Source organism: Oikeobacillus pervagus, assembly GCF_030813365.1.
Classification (GTDB): Bacteria; Bacillota; Bacilli; order Bacillales; family DSM-23947; genus Oikeobacillus; species Oikeobacillus pervagus.
Map to the genome: position 1 here is coordinate 17,135 of NZ_JAUSUC010000011.1, position 21,069 is coordinate 38,203.

20 protein-coding genes are annotated in these 21,069 nt (G+C 35.2%); 3 read left to right on the plus strand and 17 right to left on the minus strand.

Going from position 1 to position 21,069, the window contains the following annotated elements; translation table 11 throughout:
* Window positions 1-318: 318 nt before the first annotated feature.
* The 4 genes from ccpC to J2S13_RS05970 form a co-directional block, all read right to left on the minus strand.
* A complete protein-coding gene (gene ccpC / locus J2S13_RS05955) occupies window positions 319-1,194 on the minus strand; it encodes a transcriptional regulator CcpC (RefSeq protein WP_307256808.1) in 876 nt (291 codons plus the stop codon).
* A gap of 139 nt (window positions 1,195-1,333) precedes the next feature.
* On the minus strand, window positions 1,334-2,836 hold the full coding sequence (locus tag J2S13_RS05960) for an MDR family MFS transporter (RefSeq protein ID WP_307256884.1): 1,503 nt from the start codon (window positions 2,834-2,836) through the stop codon (window positions 1,334-1,336).
* A 106-nt stretch (window positions 2,837-2,942) separates the two neighbouring features.
* Window positions 2,943-3,407: a cyclic-di-AMP-binding protein CbpB gene (cbpB, locus tag J2S13_RS05965; protein WP_307256809.1), complete on the minus strand. Its 465-nt coding sequence runs from the start codon at window positions 3,405-3,407 to the stop codon at window positions 2,943-2,945.
* Between the two features lie 749 nt (window positions 3,408-4,156).
* The gene (locus J2S13_RS05970) at window positions 4,157-4,411 is read right to left on the minus strand and encodes a YkuJ family protein (protein ID WP_307256810.1); all 255 of its coding nucleotides are present in this window, start codon (window positions 4,409-4,411) and stop codon (window positions 4,157-4,159) included.
* A gap of 221 nt (window positions 4,412-4,632) precedes the next feature.
* Between J2S13_RS05970 and J2S13_RS05975 the strand changes: the two genes are divergently transcribed.
* Entirely contained in the window at window positions 4,633-4,884 is a 252-nt protein-coding gene (locus J2S13_RS05975) for a glutaredoxin family protein (protein WP_307256811.1), read from the plus strand.
* 94 nt (window positions 4,885-4,978) lie between these two features.
* Here J2S13_RS05975 and J2S13_RS05980 read toward each other — a convergent pair whose 3' ends face one another.
* The 4 genes from J2S13_RS05980 to J2S13_RS05995 all read right to left on the minus strand — a co-directional run bounded on the left by J2S13_RS05980 (window position 4,979) and on the right by J2S13_RS05995 (window position 8,081).
* Complete coding sequence (locus J2S13_RS05980) at window positions 4,979-5,215, minus strand: hypothetical protein (protein WP_307256812.1); 237 nt, start codon at window positions 5,213-5,215, stop codon at window positions 4,979-4,981.
* 69 nt (window positions 5,216-5,284) lie between these two features.
* On the minus strand, window positions 5,285-6,499 hold the full coding sequence (locus J2S13_RS05985; protein WP_307256813.1) for an EAL domain-containing protein: 1,215 nt from the start codon (window positions 6,497-6,499) through the stop codon (window positions 5,285-5,287).
* 421 nt (window positions 6,500-6,920) lie between these two features.
* Entirely contained in the window at window positions 6,921-7,685 is a 765-nt protein-coding gene (fadH, locus tag J2S13_RS05990; protein WP_307256814.1) for a 2,4-dienoyl-CoA reductase, read from the minus strand.
* Between the two features lie 180 nt (window positions 7,686-7,865).
* Window positions 7,866-8,081, minus strand: a complete 216-nt coding sequence (locus J2S13_RS05995; RefSeq protein WP_307256815.1) for a hypothetical protein — start codon at window positions 8,079-8,081, stop codon at window positions 7,866-7,868.
* A gap of 250 nt (window positions 8,082-8,331) precedes the next feature.
* Here J2S13_RS05995 and J2S13_RS06000 point away from each other — a divergent pair, with 250 nt between their 5' ends.
* Window positions 8,332-9,207, plus strand: coding sequence for a metallophosphoesterase (locus tag J2S13_RS06000; RefSeq protein ID WP_307256816.1), 876 nt, complete (start codon window positions 8,332-8,334; stop codon window positions 9,205-9,207).
* A gap of 333 nt (window positions 9,208-9,540) precedes the next feature.
* Here the strand turns inward: J2S13_RS06000 and J2S13_RS06005 are convergent, their stop codons facing one another.
* Window positions 9,541-11,643 (minus strand): RNA degradosome polyphosphate kinase, encoded by a 2,103-nt coding sequence (locus J2S13_RS06005; RefSeq protein ID WP_370873972.1) that lies wholly within the window; start codon window positions 11,641-11,643, stop codon window positions 9,541-9,543.
* Window positions 11,644-11,663: 20 nt separating this feature from the next.
* Window positions 11,664-13,190 carry a Ppx/GppA family phosphatase gene (locus J2S13_RS06010; RefSeq protein ID WP_307256818.1) on the minus strand — a complete coding sequence of 509 codons (1,527 nt, stop codon included), beginning with the start codon at window positions 13,188-13,190 and terminating at the stop codon, window positions 11,664-11,666.
* A gap of 233 nt (window positions 13,191-13,423) precedes the next feature.
* Here J2S13_RS06010 and J2S13_RS06015 point away from each other — a divergent pair, with 233 nt between their 5' ends.
* Window positions 13,424-13,888: a YkyB family protein gene (locus J2S13_RS06015; RefSeq protein ID WP_307256819.1), complete on the plus strand. Its 465-nt coding sequence runs from the start codon at window positions 13,424-13,426 to the stop codon at window positions 13,886-13,888.
* Window positions 13,889-14,026: 138 nt separating this feature from the next.
* Here J2S13_RS06015 and J2S13_RS06020 read toward each other — a convergent pair whose 3' ends face one another.
* The 7 genes from J2S13_RS06020 to J2S13_RS06050 all read right to left on the minus strand — a co-directional run bounded on the left by J2S13_RS06020 (window position 14,027) and on the right by J2S13_RS06050 (window position 20,897).
* Window positions 14,027-14,932, minus strand: a complete 906-nt coding sequence (locus J2S13_RS06020; protein WP_307256820.1) for a chemotaxis protein — start codon at window positions 14,930-14,932, stop codon at window positions 14,027-14,029.
* A 263-nt stretch (window positions 14,933-15,195) separates the two neighbouring features.
* Window positions 15,196-16,191, minus strand: coding sequence for a magnesium/cobalt transporter CorA (gene corA / locus J2S13_RS06025; RefSeq protein ID WP_307256821.1), 996 nt, complete (start codon window positions 16,189-16,191; stop codon window positions 15,196-15,198).
* A gap of 182 nt (window positions 16,192-16,373) precedes the next feature.
* Complete coding sequence (locus J2S13_RS06030) at window positions 16,374-16,550, minus strand: hypothetical protein (RefSeq protein ID WP_307256822.1); 177 nt, start codon at window positions 16,548-16,550, stop codon at window positions 16,374-16,376.
* Between the two features lie 69 nt (window positions 16,551-16,619).
* Window positions 16,620-17,483, minus strand: a complete 864-nt coding sequence (locus J2S13_RS06035; RefSeq protein ID WP_307256823.1) for an NAD(P)-dependent oxidoreductase — start codon at window positions 17,481-17,483, stop codon at window positions 16,620-16,622.
* A gap of 280 nt (window positions 17,484-17,763) precedes the next feature.
* Entirely contained in the window at window positions 17,764-18,546 is a 783-nt protein-coding gene (locus tag J2S13_RS06040) for an SDR family oxidoreductase (protein ID WP_307256824.1), read from the minus strand.
* A 363-nt stretch (window positions 18,547-18,909) separates the two neighbouring features.
* Window positions 18,910-20,631: a phosphoenolpyruvate--protein phosphotransferase gene (gene ptsP, locus J2S13_RS06045; RefSeq protein WP_307256825.1), complete on the minus strand. Its 1,722-nt coding sequence runs from the start codon at window positions 20,629-20,631 to the stop codon at window positions 18,910-18,912.
* Window positions 20,631-20,897 carry a phosphocarrier protein HPr gene (locus J2S13_RS06050; RefSeq protein WP_307256826.1) on the minus strand — a complete coding sequence of 89 codons (267 nt, stop codon included), beginning with the start codon at window positions 20,895-20,897 and terminating at the stop codon, window positions 20,631-20,633. The genes ptsP and J2S13_RS06050 overlap by 1 nt, the downstream gene beginning before the upstream one ends.
* Window positions 20,898-21,069: the final 172 nt, after the last annotated feature.

Genomic DNA, 21,069 nt, shown 5'->3' on the forward strand with positions numbered 1-21,069 from the left:
GAAAGTAAATGATTGATTCTCAATTACTTTCTTACCAACAATAATTATTGTAAATAAACAAAGGATTTAAGTCAACTCTTATTTATAATGATTCTAAATTAGAATTTAATATAAATAAGATGTTATCTTCCATATTTGATTTTCCCTTTATTGTTATAAAATAAACAAGGAAATCATATGCATCCTCATACTAATTGGAGAAAATTTCTTGTCACTCATAGTTTATCATGCTTTCGGAATTGGACAAAATATTATGCTAGTTCAAAACCCGTTTTATTTTTTAAACTTCACAGCTTGTTCATTCTTTCCCTCTCTTTCTTAACTCCCTCGGGAAAACTCACGAATTACTTCTACAAATGCTCGAACTTGCTTAAGTTGAAAAGCAGAATCATACCCTAATAACCAAGTATCCCTTTTAATAGGTGTATTATGTTCATCTACTAGTGGTACCCTATAAAAGTCCCCTTCTGAGCCATTTAACGTAATCGCTGGTAAAATGGCATAACCAATTCCGTTAAATGTCATTTGTTTGCAAGTTTCAATTTGATCCACTAAAATCGACCTCTTTGGCATCATTTGAAATTGTCGATACCACCAATCTTGTATTTCCTGATAATAATTCGAATCACTTTTAAATTGGATAAAAGGACGATCAGTTTCAAGGATTTGTTCAACTCTTTGAATCTCTTTATCAACTAAATATAGGCTATCTTCGAATAAATGGATTTTTCTCCCTTTCCAATCCGGCGTTCCACGAATAATACCAATATGTACGTTCCCCTCATATAAAGCCTCCGATATTTCACTACTCCAACCTGTCATTAAAGATATTTTGGCATGGGGATATTTTTCCACATATTTCTTTAACACTTGCGGAAGCCAATTTTGACCGACAATGGAGGCACAAGCAATTTTTAATGTCCCATATACCTCTGTTTCTAACGCTTGAATCGTATCCAACACTTTTTCTTTTTTATGTAATACTTCATTTGCAAATGCAATCACCAGCTCGCCAGCAGGAGTTAAAGATAAGCCTTTAGGAGAACGATTAAAAATTTTCGTTCCCCATTCCTTTTCAATGGTTTGTAGACGTTGTGAAAGTGCTGGCTGGGAAACAAACAACCGCTCTGCTGCTTTTCTCATATTCATTTCCTGGGCAAGAACTGATAATAATTGAAATTCTGTAAATGACATAACCTACTCCTTTATCGATAAAACTTCACTTCAAAAAAACTTCGTAAATTTTGTCTTTAGAGCGGTCTAGAATTTGCAAAGATGCCTTAATTTTCAAAAGGTCGTATCAACCTTACGGGGCTCTTAAAAGACAATTCCATTATCCTTCTTTTTTAGGCATGAATAACAAAAATACAAATGAAATAATGGCAAATAGAAACACAACAAAATAGACTGTATTTAACGATACCGTTAAACCTTCTTGCAATATTTGTTGAACCTCTAGAGATAAATGACTTTTCCCTTCAGAACTTAATAATTCGTTAACAGAGCTTATGGACAAAGAGGTATCGACGGAGGCACCTTTTTCATTAAGATAGCTCTGCAAGCGACTATTTAAGATCCCGCCGAGCAAAGCAGCACCAACTGTATTCCCGAAATTTCTCATAAACATATTGGCTGCTGTCGCAATCCCACGTTGTTGCCATTCTACTGTCTCTTGAATCGAAACAATAAATGCGGTGGAAGTTAACCCCATTCCAGCTCCAAAGAAAAAGGATGAAATGCCGGCCCAAATTGGACCATAGCTCGGTTTCATCATAATAAATAGAATTCCACCTATCATGAGTAATATTCCGCCGATCATCGATGTTTTACGATACCCAATACTAATGATCAATCGGCCTGATATTGTAGATGCAATGGGCCATCCGATTGACATGGCCGTTAAGGTAAATCCTGCGACCGTGGCGTTTTGCCCCATTACAGCTTGGACAAATGTCGGTAAAAAGCTGGAAATACCAATTAACATGACACCGGTGGTAAAAGATACAGAGTTTGCGATAAAGATGGATCGAATCCTCCAAATATCAAATGGCATCAGTGGCTCTTTTATATTTCTTTCATGCCGTATGAAAAGCCAAAAACATATACTAGCGAAGAGAATAAGTGTGAAGCTTGTTACAGAAATCCATTTTATTCCAACCCCACCTTCTATTAATAAAAACATTAAAGCAAAGATGGATAATGCAAATAAAAAAGAACCTTTGTAGTCAATGACAGGCTTTTTCTTATCAATTTCTTCATGAAGGAAAAACCATATTCCTAATATCGATAATACTCCTAGTGGAATATTCATCCAGAATACATATCTCCAACTGACGTACTGAACTAATAGCCCACCAATTGCAGGGCCAAATATAGCGGATATTCCCCAAACACTGGATAAATACCCTTGAATCTTTGCTCGCTCTTCTTTCGTATAAATATCTCCCACAATGGTCGTAGCAACAGGCATAACAGCGCCAGCACCTAAACCTTGAATAAAACGATAGACAATTAATTGAACCATTGTATCAGCAAATCCGCATAAAATCGAACCGATCAAAAAAAGGGAGATCCCAATCGTTATAATCAGTTTGCGACCAAATATATCTGAAAGCTTTCCATATATAAGAACTGTCACCGTGTTCATTAATAAATAAGCGGAAAACACCCAGCTATATAAGGAAAAACCGCCTAAATCAGCCACAATGGAGGGCATCGCGGTTGAAACAATTGTCGCTTCAATTGCCCCCATAAACATAGCTAACATTACCGCGGCTAAAACTAACGGCCTCTTTGTTTTCCTTTTTTCTGATGTCATAGACTTGTCCAGTTCCATCAAGAATCAACCTCCCCAAAAATAACAAGCTCCCAAATTTGGGAGCAAAAGCTACAAGTAGCGGTGAATTAACATTTTATATTAATCCTATTCTTTTTTCTTTCAGTTACGACTCCTGTATGTGTGATTGATGGATTAAATGATTCGTATATCGTTTTAATTGTTTTAAAATGACTCTGCGTGTTAAAATCCCTTCAAATACTCCACCTTCATTTTCTACACACAAAAAGGGATGATCGATTAATAGATCAAGTGCATTATAAAAACGATCATCTAACAAAAATCGAGGAATGTTTTTTTCCATCACATCTTCTACTCTCATGCTTTCAAGCTTTTCAAACTCAATTCGTTCCAAGCCGAGTATGGATTCTGTAATGATTGGGGAACTTATTAAGCCATGCAAGCGAAAATGTGCGTCTAAAACAGGAATGGCTGAGTACCCGCTTTTGGTTAATACTAATAAAGCATGTTCTAAATTATTACCAAGTTGCACATGAGCTACTTTTTCTGCTGGTATAATATAATCTTTTAAATCGGCCTCTAAAAACTCTATATTTTGGAAAGAAATCATCAGAACTCCTCCCCCTCTATTTTTCGTATAAATGCTTCCATTATTTCCATCCAACATTTTTCCAGGATCACGGATCATTAAAAAGATTCAGTACCTTAATAAAAAATCAATCATTACCCTTTTTTAGTAACAATATTCCTCCGTTCAAACTCACATCTTTCACATTGGTATATCACATTCTGATTTGATTGTGCAGTTAAGACTTGATGTATTCCCTCTTGATTTCCACAGATAGGGCAAATGACAATCGGGTTAAAATTTTTCTCTTGTTCCATTATTCATCACCTCATCTACTTAGGATGAGTAGTTTTACTATAATTTATGTGAATCTTTCGTTTTAGGACACCTATCGGCCATCATTTTCTTGATTTCAATTATTTCCTTTTTAGTGTTCAATAGTTCAGCACATAAGATCAACATAAAAAATAGATGAATAACAAAAAGGACGATTAGTAACTTCATATTTCACATCACCTGCTACAGTTTTTTCAAGTTAGGCGGAGATAACTGTCTAATAAGACAAGGAGATCATGGAAATGAGTAGCTTACAGTGGTCATCCTAAAAGGAACTGGGTGAAAAAGATATGGGGAAAAATCACTTCGGTCAATTCGAAATGAGGATAATGATCCAAATCATTCAATTATCATTATAGCAAAAGACAAGTGGAAATTTCTATGAAAAAATAATTGTTCTTCATTATGAAAAAATCCTCATTGAGAAAACACTCATTGAGGAGTCAAAAAAATAATTATGGTTGTTGTTTTTCTTCTTGTAAAAGTTCAAATATTTCAATTGCGGTCATATCAATATCATCAAATGGATATTTCTGTGATTTTCCATCCTTTTCATACACTTCCAATTCAAAAGTATCTTTGTTTGGAAAATATTTGACTTGACATAGTGTTTTACCATTCACTTCAAATAAACGCTGTTGGATCTCTCCCGTTTCAGATCCTTCCTGAAGTGATTTCAATCTTTGAATGATTCCGAGCAATTGTGACATATTGTAGGATATCCCCTTTCATCTACTCTTGATTATGATAGATTGTACTGTCGGCAATTTTTAATGTAGAAAATAAAGAAACAAAAGAAATATACCATACATCCCTTTCTATCGCCAACTATTTTTATTAAATTTCAATAACGTGCAGAAACTTTTTGACAAATAACGAATAATTCTTCATGATAGATAAGGGTTAAAATCCATTTTTTGAGGTGAATATTTTGGGAAACGTTACCATTTATACACAACCAGACTGCCCTCCTTGCAAAATTGTCAAACTATTTTTGCAGGATAAAGGGATTTCTTTTATCGAAAAAGATATTTCAAAAGATCCTCAGGCGAAAAAAACACTTATTGAGACATATCAATCCTACTCTACACCAACTGTTGTCGTCGAAGGGAAGGTTGTAACAGGATTCAATTTAGAATTACTATCTAAAATGTTAAAAGACAGTGAAGAAGGCTGTCCTTAAAAGAAGTGTAAGGCAATTCCCAACCGATACTAAATGTTTCATGGAACACTTAATAAACGATGAGCCAGTACACTTAAAGGACAGCCCAAAACCATTAATAAAATTTAAAGAACAGATAAAGTATGAATAGGAGGAGAGCCCCGAACCCGATGATATAGGATAAAAAAATGGGGTTTCTTTTATAAGCACCCTCCTGTACATCTTTTGGAATTGCCGTATCTTGATTCCCCTTTAGAGTTTTCTGCAATCTCGTCACTTTCAATGTATAGACAAAACCGATTGCTGCAATAAGTAGAACAAGCAGGGATAGAATCATCATATACGTACTCATTTTGCAACACTCCTATTAAACAAGGATTACCCATAATGTCTCCCTGAAAGGTTTTTTCTATACATCACATCAATCATAAAGAAGTCCGTCTTGATCATATAAAAAGTCATATGAGAGATCCATGAATAAATATTCATTTTCGAAGACAGGATAAGAGAAAGTACGAATCATTTCTCCCATTTCGATATCTCGGTATAAATCGGAAATAAGGCCATTTCGATCTTTTCTCATTTTGAAAATATTCTCTAAAAAATAAGGTCGCCAACTCCAATTTTTATTGAAGTATTCTGGCTGAACGATCCATTCGCCATTCTTTTTAAAATAATTTGGGGATAACTCAAAACCATTTTCATCACAAATATATAAACGAAAACACATATGTTCAAATCGATTTGCTATTCCCCTTAGTAAGTCTATTCGCGAATCTGCCTGTTTTTTTATCTTTGGCAATACGGATTGAAGATTGCTTTGAATGGAATCGGCTAATAAAAATACTTTTTCCAATGAACGTTTTTCATGAAGAATAAATTCTTGACATTTTTGTCTTAGCTTCTCTTTCAACATATTTTCATCGCAGAAATTTGCTTGTGGTCTTTGCAAGTAATATCCCTGATAATATCTTCCACCATGTTTCCAAGCATATTGAAGTTGATATTCAACTTCGATATTTTCAAATAGTAAGGATGCACCAATTTTTCTTGCAAGCAGAGATAAAGAATAAAGGATATCTTTATACATCAGGCTCGTCGTTTCATTGCGTAAAGCGCTTAAATTAATTTTCAATATATCAGGAGAACAATTAATCACTTTATGTATATTTCCATCAGTCTCCCCTATATGGTCAATAGCAATGCGAATTCCATGGGTTTTATAGTATTGAAGCAAATGTTCAATCTCTGATTCATAATGATATTCAGATATTTCAATGACAATACAATCAAGCGATAATCCTTTTTGTTCATAGGATAGGAGCGTATGTAATAAATCTTCCCCATAATCTTTCATTAAAAGCTTTGGGTCTTTATTAATAAATAAACTTTTCTTTAAACCTTCTCCTACGTATAAATCAAGTGCTTTAACTAAAAGAAGGTGATCCACTTCCAAATGATATTCTTCTGGTACCTCTTTATCCTGAAAAAAAGGCCCTAAGCTTACGATCTCGTTTCCATCAGCGTACCTACCTAGTACTTCATAACCAACTATTTTATGTTCATCCGCACTGAAAATAGGCTGAAAAAATGGGATAACACGGTCTAAGTTGGACATAATTTCTAAAGCATCCATTTAATAAAGCCTCCAATTTAACAATTGACATGTATAATTATACACAAACTTTAATAAAATTCAATCATCCCGAAAGAATTTTTAAAAAGGCATTTATCCATCCTTAAAGCAGTAAACCCTCCACCTCAATATGATGAGAAAATAGGTGGAGGATAACTGCCCATAAGGATCTGACGTGGAAAGGATGTGACTTGCCAGGCGAAGCCACAAGACTTGGGTTCTTTAGCCCGGTAAGTTCAACTAACATTCAATGGGGGATAATGAACCCCCCATTAAATGAATTTTTACTTTTGGTATTCATAATATCAAATTTTGGGGGATCTGTGCGTAATATATGGGAAGAAATAGAAGAAGTGATCAAAATAAAGTGCCAAGCATCTCATTCTATATGAATGGGAGCTGGGCATTTTTTTAATTGACATTAGAATGGGAATTGATTTAACCACTGTCCTCCATCCATTGTGATACATTCTCCATTTATATAAGCTGCTTCTTTCGATAATAAATAATAAGCAAGACCTGCAATTTCTTCTGGTGTACCAAGTCTTCTTAATGGGACACTTTTTAATGTTCGTTCAGCAGACTCTTCTGATTCCCATAATTTATCTGCCCCACCCGTACGTTCAATCGGTCCTGGGGCGATTGCGTTTGCTCGGATTCCATATTGGCTGCCCCATTCTACAGCAAGGGTACGTGTCATCGATAATACACCTGCTTTCGCTGCAGCGGAATGAATAACACCAGCGCCTGCATTCCAAGCATATGTAGCCACCATATTGACTATTGAACCTTTAATTCCATTTTCGATCCAGTAGTTTCCTACCGCTCTTGAACAATAAAATGTTCCATTTAATACAATATCAATGACTGAATTCCACCCATTTACAGATAATTTTTCGGCTGGACAAATAAAATTACCCGCAGCATTGTTTACTAAAAAATCTATGGTTCCAAATGTTTCAAGCGTTTCCTTTACCATTCTATCCACATCTTTAGGGTTTCGGACATCCATTTTTACTAATAATAACTCACCATTTTCCCCGGCGATTTCCTGTTTGGCCAAGTTTAATCTTTCTTCATCGCGACCGGTAATGGCAACTTTGCCACCTTCTTGCAGAAATCTCTTCGCCATATATTTCCCCATGCCACTTGAACCCCCGGTAACAATTACTACACGATTTTTCATAAAAAATTCTCCTCCTTTGTAAAATGAATGAATATTCACTCACTATATTGTACCATAATGCTAAAAAAGAAATCTATTAAAAAAGAGCTATCTCACTCTATTAAAAAAAATTATCACCTAAGATTTTTATGAATTCATCATTCAAAATTTTAATATATACTGCCACGCTCCATTTTCCTTCTAAAGGTTATTCTTTTTTAATGTATCATGAAGTCGGACTAGAGTTTTGATGAGCGTCTTTTTTTTATGAAACCCCTTCATATTAACGGTAATCTCATTTAATTGGGCAAATACTTGCCCCCAAGCGCCATATGTTTCAAACCCATATATATGGATTTTAATGAATCCCTTATTAGATGGAATCAAAATCAGCTCCATTCGATCGCTTTTGTTCATGTTCCTTAACTCCTTTAAATAATTGCACCATTTTTATGGTTCATTTTTTTCTATCTACCATCGTAACTTATTCGTTGCATATCGTATAGTAGTAGAGTAACTGAATGTATGTTACAAAAATGTAATCTATAAACAAGCTTTTTGCCCTTCTCTTCTTTTTTTCCTTTTGGTAGCATGTAGTTATCGCTTTTATACAAACGAAAAAAACATCTGTAAAAAGATGGAATGACCATAGATAAGGTTGGATATCATGAAGAAAAAAATTTCAAGAAGATCCTTTTTCAAAAAAATAGCCTTCAGTTCTCTTACATTATTTAGCTTGTCTTATGGGGGGTATTTCTACGCTCGTTTCATTGAACCAAGACGGTTAGATATAACAGAGATAGAGATTGAACATACGCTTATCCCTCCATCTTTCCAAGGCATGAAGATTTTACAATTTAGCGATACTCATATTGGCTTTCAATATGATCCAGCCATGCTATTAAACCATGTGGAAACAATCAATTCACTTCAACCTGATATTGTTCTTTTTACCGGTGATTTACTAGATGAGCCAAATCAATATGATGATATCGAAAAAATCATTTCTATCCTAAAAATGATCAAGGCCCCTTTTGGAAAATTTGCAATCTACGGCAATCATGACCACGGCGGGTATGGAACAGACATTTATGAAAGAGTGATGAGAAACTCTGGTTTTACATTATTAAAAAATGAATCTAAGGTCATTTCGATGATCGATCAAAGCAAAATTTATATTGCGGGTGTTGATGATCTAATATTAGGAAAACCAGATATACATGCTACCCTTCGTTCTATTCCAAATGAGCAATTTACCATCTTGCTTGCTCATGAACCTGATTTTGCAAATCAACTTCCGAAGCATCGTATCCACTTGCAATTAAGTGGACATAGTCATGGGGGACAAATTCGCCTCCCTTTCATTGGTGCGCTGTATACCCCACCTTATGCAGAAAAATATCAAGATGGACAGTATTATATTCCTCTTCAAAAGATGACCCTATATGTGAATAGGGGGATCGGAACAACAAGACTTCCGTTTCGATTTCTGGCCGTTCCGGAAATAACGATCTTTACATTAACCTCCAAAACAAGTCCATAAGTTGGCCTTGTTTCTTTTGGGGGTTTTTCCTTTATTATTATTTTGAAATATACGGCTATTCATTTGCATGACAGAAAAATGTAAGAATTTCCATAACTAATATTTTCATAAAGTGCAACTTCATTCAGTAGGGGTTTTCTTCATCCCCTACTGAATGTTGGTTGACCTTATCGGACCTTAGGGACAGTGATCCTCCACCTATCTTCTTTGTTTCCAAATCATTTTGAGGTCGGAGGTTTTACTGCCCGTTATGGCGGGATAAAATGAATCAATCCATTAAAATAGCGGAAAAAAAGAGGCCTTAAATGAGCCTCTAAAAAGTAAAAACATTTTTTATTCTTCATCATCAAGGGTTACTTGATATGCTTTCTTCAGCAGTTCTATTTGACTATTCACAAGATTTTGATCATTTTTCTTAACATAATGGTATTTTCCCTCATTATCTTGATAACGAGCCTTGATATTATCATTTAATTGTAGAGTTAAAATTGAGAATAATCGTTTTTTCAACTCGCCCTCATAGATCGGGAATAATATTTCTACCCGTTTCACCATGTTTCTTGTCATCATGTCTGCAGAAGAAAGATAGATTTTCTCTTCTCCATTATGATGAAAATAATAGATTCGACTATGTTCAAGGAAACGACCGACAATACTAACGACCTGAATGTTTTCACTTACTCCTGGAATCCCTGGTCGTAAACAACATATTCCACGAATAATACAATTGATTTTCACTCCAATAATTGAAGCCTCATATAGTTTCATAATAAGAACTTTATCTGTTAAGGAGTTCATTTTTAAGATGATTCGTCCATTTCCGTACTTTTTATGAAATAATATTTCTTGATCTATTAATTGAATAAATTTTTTACGAATTCCAAAAGGCGCCATGGTAATATGGTGAAACTTAGGGATTTCTGTATAGCCACTTAAATAGTTAAAAAAGTTTGTCGCATCAATTCCAAATTTCCTTTTGGATGTAATGAGCCCCATATCGGTATATAATTTAGCCGTTTGATCATTATAATTCCCTGTACCTAAATGAACAAAGCGCTCAATTCGTCCGTTACGTTTTCTGACGACCAATGTAATTTTACTATGGGTTTTTAAATTATGCATTCCATATATTACATGACAACCTGCTTTTTCCAGCTCCTTTGCCCATTGAACATTATTTTCTTCATCAAAACGAGCTTTTAACTCAACGAGAACTGTTACTTGTTTGCCATTTTCAGCCGCCCTTTTGAGTGCTTCAATAATAGGGGAATCCCCACTAACTCGGTAAAGTGTTTGTTTAATCGCTAACACACATCGATCATCCGCTGCTTGTGAAACAAAATCGACAATGGGTTCAAAAGATTCATAGGGATGATGGAAAAATAAGTCTTGCTCCATCGCCTTTTGAAAAATGGATTCATCAGATTTCACATCCATAGGTGGCTGTGGTATAAACGTCTCATACAATAATTCTTCTCTTGTCTCTTTAATCTTTTTAATAAAAGAAAATAAAAATGTTAAATCAAGGGGCCCGTTATTGATATATAAATCTGCATAAGATATTTCTAATTCTTTTAATAGATATGTTATGACGCGCTCATCCATATCTTTATCCTGGAATTCTAAGCGCACCGCTGCTCCCCATTTTCTTTTCTTTAACTCCTTTTCTATTTCCAAAAGTAAGTCTCTTGCTCCTTCCTCATGAATGGTTAAATCGGCATTTCTTGTAATTCGGAAAACATTGACAGATTTCACTTCATATCCTGTAAATAGTTTATTTATGAAAAAAGCAATGACATCTTCCAAATACACATAGCATTCCATATCATCAAAAGGAACTTGAATGGTTCGATCTAATACAGCAGGTACTTGAACGAGAGCTACTCGATCATGACCTTCTTCATCATTTTGTTCGTGAAGCATCACAACGATATTAAGGCTTTTGTTTGCGAGCATTGGGAATGGACGGTATGCATCCACAGCCATTGGCGTTAACACTGGAAAAATTTGTTCATCAAAATATTTTTCTAAAAAGGCAATCTGTTCTTCTTGTAATTCATTTATATTTTTAAAACAAACATTAGCATCCAAAAGGGCTGGAATTAAAACAGAATTAAATGTGTTATACTGTTTCTCCACAAGAGCATGAGTCCTATCACTAATCGCCTTTAATTGTTGAATAGGCGTCAAACCAGCCTTATTTTCTGGTTTATTAAAACCCGCTTTTACCTGATCTTTTAAGCCTGCTACCCTTACCATAAAAAATTCATCTAAATTTGAACTAAAAATAGCTAAAAATTTAAAGCACTCAAGAAGTGGGTTATTTTGTAATGTAGATTCTTGCAATACTCTTTCATTAAAAGCCAACCAACTAAGTTCGCGATTATTGTAATATTCTGGATTCTCTAAATTTCTTCCCCTATTGCTTCCCACGATGGCACCTTCTCTTTATCTTTTTATAATAGTTGAAATATTACATTAATAGGTAATTGCAATACTTTTTCAAGATGTCGTCTTTGTTTTTCGATTTGCTGTTGTTCTGCTAAATAGCCCTTTATACAATAGCCCTTTACTACTATTTTATCATATTCTTTCAAAATTTGGATTTCTTTTACAACATTTCTTTTCGTAACATTTAAACTGTAACAGAATTTTAACAATGAGCCGTGCTCTCTTATCCAACTGATTTCTTCCTTCGAAAACCATTCAAGAAATGGCTGCAAATACTGCTTTAGTGTAGAAAAATTCTTATAAGAAGCGATCGCAGCAATCATAATTTTTTCTTTATGGGTTAATCCGAACATAACCGTGTTAGATAAGATATAAAAAGTATGCTGACTTTTTTCTGATCTACCTAAATACTCCCCCAAGTAGAACAAAGTAGTTGCTTGTTTTAATAAAAATCTTTGTTCTGGAGTTGTAGGGAAAAAATGATGGTTTTGTAATCCGACTAGCATTTGATGGTACAACCACTGCATTTGTGCGATGTGTTGATGGTTCTGCTGAAAGGTTTCTAGCAAGTCCATTACACTATTTTCGATACAATCTGAAATGAGTTTCCATTTCGTATCTGTTAACATTTCCATTACGAACCCATCTCTAAGACCCTTTCCACTAAACATCAATCCAGGCGAATCACAAAAAGAAATTAAATGGTAAAGGATCTCAACGGCAGGTAAAATCAGGTCTGCCCTATCTTTTGATAACCCATCCACTTTTTCTAATTGTTCATAATTAAGAGGAAGGAGCTGCTCACGAAGATGACCGTATTCTTGTCGTGACATTTCATATTGATGCACTATACTTAAAGGATAATCCCTCTTTTGCTGATCGATCTGAGCTAAATTTCTCGCACTCCCTCCGATGGTGATAATTGGCAATTGCTTGTTTTTTAACCATGGCAATGTCTCAAATTGTTGAATAATATATTGCCCTATCTTTTGCAGTTCCTCCGATGTCATTTGGTTTCCTTTAATGAACTGTTGCTTTAAGGAAACGACACCAAATGGAAAGCTATGAGAGTTTTTTAATTGTCTATCTTCAAAATACGTGATTTCCGTGCTACCTCCCCCAATATCAATCGTAATTCCCGAATTAACAGGGAGTGTCTTTAAGACAGCAGATAATCCATAATAGGCTTCCTCTTGACCAGATAAGATTTCCACTTCAAACTTGGTTAATTGATGAATCCTTTTAACTATTTCTTCTCGATTCATCGCTTGTCTTATAGTGGCTGTCGCAATACAGACGACTTCCTCTACCTCGTGGAAAAGAATAATCTCCTTGAAACTAGTTAATACTGATAGCAAATGGTCCATCCCAAGTTCATTGAGATAAAGATCCTTGCCCAAAAAATTTCGAAGTCTTGATGGTACCTTTACATTTTCAAGTTCGTGTATATTTGTTTTTCTTAATGAATAAACTACTAGTCGAATTGTATTAGATCCAATGTCAATTACGGCATATTTTTTGTACTTTTTCATATTTTCCACTTTATCACTCATCCTTTTAAAAAATATTTCATTTTTGTAAATATTTCGTAAAGAATATGTAGACTTTTCCATCTATTTTTTACTATAAACTGTAAACTTTTCTGAAGAAAGATTTTTTTCTTTAGTGTAAACAAAAAAACCTCCATTAAAACATAGCGAACACTTTTCATTTAGTGTAAAAAAAGATATAATATTAGAAAAAGGTGCGAAAGGAGCATTTACCCTTGAAGACCCAAAATGAGTTGCCCTCATTACCCCCAACAGCATCAAACCTCTCAAAAGCAATCTTTACAGTAAATCGTCATGCAAAAACAGCTACGAATCCAAAATACTTATACGGTTTAAAAAAGAAGGCCATTTTAAAAATGATCACAGAAGGAAAAGCTAAAAAGATTGGATTACATTATTCCGCTAATCCAAAATTTAGTCAACAACAATCAGATGTTCTTGTTACATGTGGGGAGTATACTTTCCATATTCCGCCTTGTAAAGGGGATTTCGATACATTGCCACATTTAGGCCATCTTGATAAAAAAACTCGAAATCCAAAAAGCCGTTTAAACCTTCTACAAGCTAAAAAATTGCTTCAAGATTACACGGGGATGAAAGAAACTGGCACTCATTCATCTAATAGAAAAAAAAGATATACACGTCCCGTTTTCAAACCATTAGGTGAATCTTTTTATTAATCATAGAAACAAAAGCTACAGCGCCTACGCCTTGCTCATCGGCGTAGGCGCTGTAGCTAGACGGCAACAACCCAAAAGGGCATCGGTTCAAATAAACCGATGCCCTTTTGTATTTATTTCCCCTTGAGATGGAAATTTTTATAATATAAGCTTGTCTATCTTCATTACAAGTTCAGCGATTTCAGGTTTACTTACTTGTGCGTTAGCCCCGACCCTTTCTCCTTTGTGACGGAGGTCATCTGTAATCAATGAAGAAAAGATGACAACAGGAAGTTTATTTAATACGGGATGTTCTTTAATCCGTTTTGTAAAATGATGCCCATCCATTTGCGGCATTTCAATATCCGTAATGACGATTTGGACTCTCTCTTCAATATGAATCGTTTCTTCGGCAAGTGATTCTAAGTAATGTAAACCCGCTTGCCCATCTTCAAAAAACTCCACATTTTCATATCCTGCTTCAGCTAATGTATCACCAATCAACTTTCTTAAAAGGGCTGAATCCTCTGCAACAACAATTTTCTTTGATGAACGTTCTCTTTTCCCTAATTTTTTAATTTGACCAACATGAATCCCAGACTGTGGATTGATATTGACCACAATCTTTTCAAAATCTAGTAACAGGATCATTTGTTCATCCCTTTTAACAACTCCTATAATTTGGCTATTTCCACCTTGATACATATCGGAGGGTTTTTCAATATCATTCCATGAGATCCGATGAATTCTTGATACATTTTGAACATGGAATACAGCCTTTTGTTTATTAAATTCCGTCACGATATACTTATCAGTACTCCTACTTTCAATGGAGGGAATCCCTAATACTTTTGACATATTAATCACAGGGAGAACTTCCCCACGTAGTTGAATAATCCCTTCAATATGTTCATGGGCATGGGGAACAAATGTTACAGGCAGTGGTTGAATTATTTCCTTTACTTTGATCACATTTATCCCATATTTATTGTTATTTACTTCAAATTCAACAATTTCAAGTTCATTTGTTCCACTTTCAAGTAATATACCAATCTCATTATTCATGAAAAACGTCCTTCCATCCTTTTTCTTATACTATACCATGTTCCACCATTATAGATCATCTTTCTCAAGTTATTCTCATTTTTTCTAGGATATAGGATTTATTTTTCATAAAGGTGAAAAGTAATATCTCGGGTCACGTTTGATCCTTTTCGTGGCTAATCCACGTTTTCTTTCATCCGAATCACGAAATCTTGTCCAATGATCGATACGTTAGATTTTAAAATAGGCATGCTCTTCTAGCTCTATACAGAAGATTCTGGTCCCTATTTCAACTGAATCTTCCTTTTTCCCTTTAGCTTTTTCTTCCCTAAACGTAGCCAACCTACCTTCATAAAAATCGTAACCATAATCAGAGCAATTAATGACATAATTCCCAAAATGAAGAAATAGCCATATTTAAAGTGTAGTTCTGGCATATGATCGAAATTCATCCCATAAATGCCTACAATAAACGTTAATGGCATAAAAATCGTTGTAATAACAGTCAAGGTCATCATCGTTGTGTTCATCCGGTTTGAACTAATCGATAAATAATTATCACGTATATCAGACGAAAATTCTCGATAGGATTCCAACATCTCAACTAATTTAATTAAATGATCATAAATATCATGAAAATACAATTTATGTTTATGCACAGACTCCAATCGAACCGAATTGAGCATTCTATACAATAAGTCTCTCATCGGGATGAATGAACGCCGTAATTTGGACATATCATGACGAATGTCAAAAATCTTATCCATTAACTCATTGATTGACTCATCTTCTGTGTTATCCTCAATTTGATTCAACTGGTCCTCAATCCGATAGACAGGAGGAAAATAATCATCTACTAACTTATCAACGATACTATGTAAGACGAGAAATGGCCCCTCCTTTAAAATATCGTCCTTTTGGATTTGATCCCATAAATTATTTAATGCACGTACTTGTTGTTTATGAAAAGTGACAATGAATTGATCACTGATAAAAATATCCACTTCATATGCTTCAAGAGTGGCTTGATTAATCGCATGTACTAAAAAAAAGAAATATGTATCATAAAAATCCACCTTTGGACGTTCACTTCGGGAGTCTAAGCAGTCCTCAATCGCAAGAGGATGAAAGCGAAAAAAATGTCCTAGTAGTTTTTCCTCTTTTCTTGTCGTATCGGAAAAATCAACCCAATACCAACTCACATCAGTTTTTTTCACATCTTGTAACGGTACATTATACATAACTTCTCCATCTTTTTTCAACACACATGTACGAATCATACCTAACTCCCTTTCAGCCCATTTCCTCATAATTTTCTCAAGCTCCAGAATGGTGAAAGACTCTTTCGAGGATTGGGATTTTATAAATGAAATGATTGTCGATCAAGAAAGGGACATGCTTACCGGTGTATTTGGAATAAATAATAAACGTGCCATTCACGGGCACGTTTATTAATATAAAATTATCCTTTATATCGACCGTTATTTTTTGAAGCTTTTTCTTTCTTCGCTTTATCTTTATGAATTTTATTAGTTGCTGCACTACCAAACTCATGGGAGAATTCAGAATCTAGGACAGCTGAATCGAATCCTTTTTTATTTTTCTGATCGGCATCATTTTTCTTCGTTTTTTTAGCCATAATATTTCCTCCTTTAAAATACTAATGTTAGTATGTGAGGAAATGGTTCATTTATTCAAAAAAATAAAGTTATGACCAATATTTGATGAGAGCCTGTGTTCCGTTGTATTCTTCCCCTTTTTGTGCCACTTTTTCATACATTTCTTTTGCTAGTGTAAGGCCAGGTAAATCGATGCCTAATTTTTCTGCTTCAGATAAAGCGATCTTCATATCTTTAATAAAATGCTTGATATAAAAACCTGGTGCATAATCCTTTTGAATGATTCTTGGGGCTAAGTTTGAAAGTGACCAACTTCCTGCGGCGCCAGATGAAATACTCTTTAACACCGATTCAGGATCAAGTCCTGCCTTTTCTGCATACAAAATAGATTCACAGATTCCAATCATATTGGTACATATCGCAATTTGATTACACATTTTTGTATGCTGACCTGCACCTGCTCCTCCTTGATAGACAATATTATCCCCGAAAGTGGAAAGGAGGGGATGCACTTTATTGAAGATGTCCTCATCTCCCCCAACCATAATAGCCAAAGTTCCGTTTTCAGCCCCTATATCTCCACCTGACACGGGTGCATCAAGCGAAAACATTCCTTTTTCTTTTGCCTGTATGTAAATATCTTTAGCAAGTGAAGGCTGTGAGGTGGTCATGTCAATTAAAATTTGTCCACCCTTCCCATTCGGAATCAATCCATTTTCTCCAAAATAGACTTCCTCCACATCTTGTGGCTCCCCAATGATCGTGAATATAATAGATGCTTGTTCAACCATTTGCTTTGGGGTTTCTGCCCATATCGCTCCATTTTGAATCAATTCCTCTGCCTTTGATTTAGTTCGATTATATACGATCAGTGGGTAACCCGCTTTTTGAATATGTCCCGCCATACTTTTTCCCATTACACCTGTCCCTATAAACCCAATTGTACTTTTCATTTCGTTTCCCCCTTAATTCATTTAGACTGTTTCTTATTTCTATTTCCTTCTTATTGTACTCATGAAGCTTGTATATTGAATAGCTTCATCTTAGAATCAAGTGCTCGTTCTCAAAAAAAAGAGAGCCTGTAGAATACATGGCTCTTTTGAAAAGGGGGGTTGAATGAGAATCTCCAATTGATATGCTCTTTCTCATCATTCCCGCTTTTTATCCTCTATAAACACCCATTTTAATAAAAAAAGCCTTATTTTATATTAAGTTCCAGGAAATTATCCCTCATTAAATCGACTTGACCATCCCACCATCTACCAAAAAACTGCTTCCTGTCATATAGGAGTTTTCATCAGAGGCTAAAAAAGCAACAACATTCGCAAATTCCTCTGGCTCTCCATACCTTTTCAACGGAATTTTTTCTTTCATGACTTTTTGTACTTCCTCTATTGGTAGATTTAATTTTTGGGCATTTATCTCATCTAGTTGACGGATTCTTTCGGTTGCAATTCTTCCTGGTGCGACAGTGTTCACCAAAATACGGTAAGGAGCAAATTCCTGTGCTAATGTTTTTGACAAACCAATAATGCCTGTTCGAAATGTATTCGATAAAATCAATCCAGGGATTGGTTCTTTAATAGAAGAGGAAGCGATATTAATAATTTTCCCTCCAGATTGTTTTAAAGATGGAAGTGCCTCACGAATAATCCGAATATAAGATAATAAGTTCAACTCAAACCCATTGTTCCAATCCTCATCTGACATATCCTCAAATGTTCCTGCAGGAGGACCCCCAGCATTATTCACTAAAATATTCAAGGGGCCGAACGATTGATTCGTTTCAGTCACCATGTTTTTAATATCCCTAGCATTTGTCACATCACATTTAACCCATTTGATGACCCCTTCACTATTTGGTGCTAGTTCCTCTTGGATCATTTGAAGCTTTTGTTCATTTCGGCTTGCTAACATCACATTTGCGCCTTCTTTGGCAAACTTTCTAGCGATTGCTTCACCTAAACCTTGGCTAGAGGCAACAACGAGTGCATTTTTTCCTTTTAAATTTGGCAATTCTTTCTCCTCCTCTCTCTTCCTATTATAATAGATTCGCAATTTTCATGCATTTCCCTTTTTTCGCTCTTATTTTCCGTCTTTTTCATCGTCTTCTTAAGAAAAACAACGAAAAGCGCCTAAACCATCGGCGTTCGAATTTCGTAGTTTTCGACTGAGATAAAGGAAACACGGCGAGGCCCTTCACGAGCTGATGTTGACTTATTGGAGGGAAAAGACGGAGAAATAAGCTAACCGATTGGCGCTGAAGGCTTGCCGTGTATAACATTTTTTATAGACTTATCCAAAGTTCTAAATATTAAGTACACTAGACAAAAATAAAAAGCGGAATTGGCTCCCGCTTCATTTGGAATTTTTTTAATGCTAATTGATTTTTATACTTTGTTCTAATTCTTCTATTACTTTTTCACCCGTTGTCAAATTTAGTAAACGCTCAGAAAGCGCTTGCATTTCTACTCTATTTAATTTTTTTATTAAAGAACGAGCTCTCAAAATTGAATGAACATTCATTGAAATCCCTTGAACTCCTAGCCCTATTAAAATAGGGATCATCCGTTCATCTTCTGCCATTTCTCCGCACATTCCAACCCATATTCCTTCCTTTTTAGCAGCATCTACAATCATTTTAATGAATCGTAAAATAGCAGGATGGTATGGTTGATAAAGATACTCCACCTTTTCATTCATGCGGTCGGCGGCCATTGTGAATTGAATTAAATCGTTCGTTCCAATGCTAAAAAAATCGGCTTCTTTTGCAAAGTGATCAGCCATCAATGCAGATGAAGGGGTTTCAATCATCATTCCAATTTCTATTTTCTCAGAAAAGTGAATCCCAGCTAATTTTAGCTTGTCTTTTTCCTCTTCCAGAATGTTTTTGGCCTCTTGAAATTCAGTTAAAGTTGCAATCATTGGAAACATGATTTTCAAATTCCCGTATGCACTTGCACGTAATAATGCACGAAGCTGTGTACGAAAAATCATTTGCTCCTGAAGACATATACGAATCGCCCGAAATCCTAAAAACGGATTGATTTCACTCGGAAATTGTAAATAAGATAATCCTTTATCTCCACCAATATCAAGAGTCCTAATGATGACTGGCTTTTCGTCCATTTTTATAAGCACTTCTTTATAAGCCTCGAATTGTTCTTCTTCACTCGGAAGTTCTTTTCTACCCATGTAGAGGAATTCCGTTCGAAACAATCCAATCGCTTCCCCACCATTTGACAGTACAGTATGTACATCCTTGGGGGTATTGATATTGGCACCGATCTTAATCAATCGGCCATCTTGGGTTAATGTCGTTTCATTTACCAATTGAAACCATTCCTTCTTATCCGCTTCGTATTGGAGGGACATTTTTTTATAGTTTTCAATTATTTCTCTAGTTGGATTGATATGCACTTTCCCATTTATTCCATCAAGAATGACAAGATCCCCAGTTAGAATTTCATTCATTGCCTGCTTCGTCCCCACAACAGCAGGGATTTCTAATGACTTAGCAATAATTGCGGTATGGGAAGTCCGCCCACCAATATCAGAGATAAACCCTTTTACAAATGATTTATTTAATTGAACAGCTTCAGAAGGGGATAAATCCGCTGAAACAATAATCACTTCTTCCGTGATCAACTTTGGATTAAGCCTATGTACATTTAATAGATGAGAAAGAATACGTTTAGAAACATCTTGGATATCTGCCACACGTTCATTCATGTATTCATTCTCGATCGTTCCAAACATGGATAGATGAAAATTTATCGTTTCACTCAATGCATATTCTGCATTTACTCGCTTTTTTCTTATCCGATCCATGACCATTGAAATCAACTCAGGATCATTGACTAAACATAAATGCGCATCGATAATAGATGCCTCTTCCTCGCCTACATTTTTTTTTGCGTGATCCTTTAGCTCCAAAAGTTCTTTTTCAGCAGAGTGTAAAGCCTTTTTAAATCGAGCGACTTCTTTTTCACATTGGGTTACTTCTTTTTTCTCGAAGGAAAGATCAGGCTCTACCATTCGATAGGCCTTAGCAATCGCAATCCCCCGTGAAGCCCCAATTCCCTTTAATACTTTTGACATTATTCCGCTAAACCTTCGTTATTTAACATTTCCCCTAATGTTTGTAACGCTTTCTCTTGGTCACTTCCTTCTGCAAAAATACGAATTTTTGCACCTTGACCAATTCCTAAAGACATGACACCCATAATTGATTTTAAGTTGACGATTCGTTCTTTATATTGAAGTTGTAATTCGCTTTCAAAACTACTTGCAGTTTGGACGAGTAATGTTGCAGGACGTGCATGAATACCCGTTTCTGCAGTCACTGTAAATTCTTTTTGAATCATGTTATTCACCTGCTCCTTTACACAACAATTTAATAAGATGTTCTAACTCTAATAGTCTCAATACCAATCAAAGCTTCCATTTTATATAAAATTAAATCAACTAGAGAAGGAATAATTCTACATTAACCAATCTTTTATTATTCGTCAATTTACTACCGTAACATCAATAATA

Coding starts and splice junctions, on each gene's coding strand:
- J2S13_RS06000 (WP_307256816.1), top strand. CDS start 8,332: ATGAAGAAAAAAATTTCAAGAAGATCCTTTTTCAAAAAAATAGCCTTC.
- ccpC (WP_307256808.1), bottom strand. CDS start 1,194: ATGTCATTTACAGAATTTCAATTATTATCAGTTCTTGCCCAGGAAATG.
- cbpB (WP_307256809.1), bottom strand. CDS start 3,407: ATGATTTCTTTCCAAAATATAGAGTTTTTAGAGGCCGATTTAAAAGAT.
- J2S13_RS05995 (WP_307256815.1), bottom strand. CDS start 8,081: ATGAACAAAAGCGATCGAATGGAGCTGATTTTGATTCCATCTAATAAG.
- ptsP (WP_307256825.1), bottom strand. CDS start 20,631: ATGTCAAAAGTATTAAAGGGAATTGGGGCTTCACGGGGGATTGCGATT.
- J2S13_RS06030 (WP_307256822.1), bottom strand. CDS start 16,550: ATGGCTAAAAAAACGAAGAAAAATGATGCCGATCAGAAAAATAAAAAA.
- J2S13_RS06010 (WP_307256818.1), bottom strand. CDS start 13,190: ATGAAAAAGTACAAAAAATATGCCGTAATTGACATTGGATCTAATACA.
- corA (WP_307256821.1), bottom strand. CDS start 16,191: ATGATTCGTACATGTGTGTTGAAAAAAGATGGAGAAGTTATGTATAAT.
- J2S13_RS05970 (WP_307256810.1), bottom strand. CDS start 4,411: ATGTCACAATTGCTCGGAATCATTCAAAGATTGAAATCACTTCAGGAA.
- fadH (WP_307256814.1), bottom strand. CDS start 7,685: ATGAAAAATCGTGTAGTAATTGTTACCGGGGGTTCAAGTGGCATGGGG.
- J2S13_RS06050 (WP_307256826.1), bottom strand. CDS start 20,897: ATGATTCAAAAAGAATTTACAGTGACTGCAGAAACGGGTATTCATGCA.
- J2S13_RS06035 (WP_307256823.1), bottom strand. CDS start 17,483: ATGAAAAGTACAATTGGGTTTATAGGGACAGGTGTAATGGGAAAAAGT.
- J2S13_RS05985 (WP_307256813.1), bottom strand. CDS start 6,499: ATGGATGCTTTAGAAATTATGTCCAACTTAGACCGTGTTATCCCATTT.
- J2S13_RS05960 (WP_307256884.1), bottom strand. CDS start 2,836: ATGGAACTGGACAAGTCTATGACATCAGAAAAAAGGAAAACAAAGAGG.
- J2S13_RS06020 (WP_307256820.1), bottom strand. CDS start 14,932: ATGAATAATGAGATTGGTATATTACTTGAAAGTGGAACAAATGAACTT.
- J2S13_RS05980 (WP_307256812.1), bottom strand. CDS start 5,215: ATGAGTACGTATATGATGATTCTATCCCTGCTTGTTCTACTTATTGCA.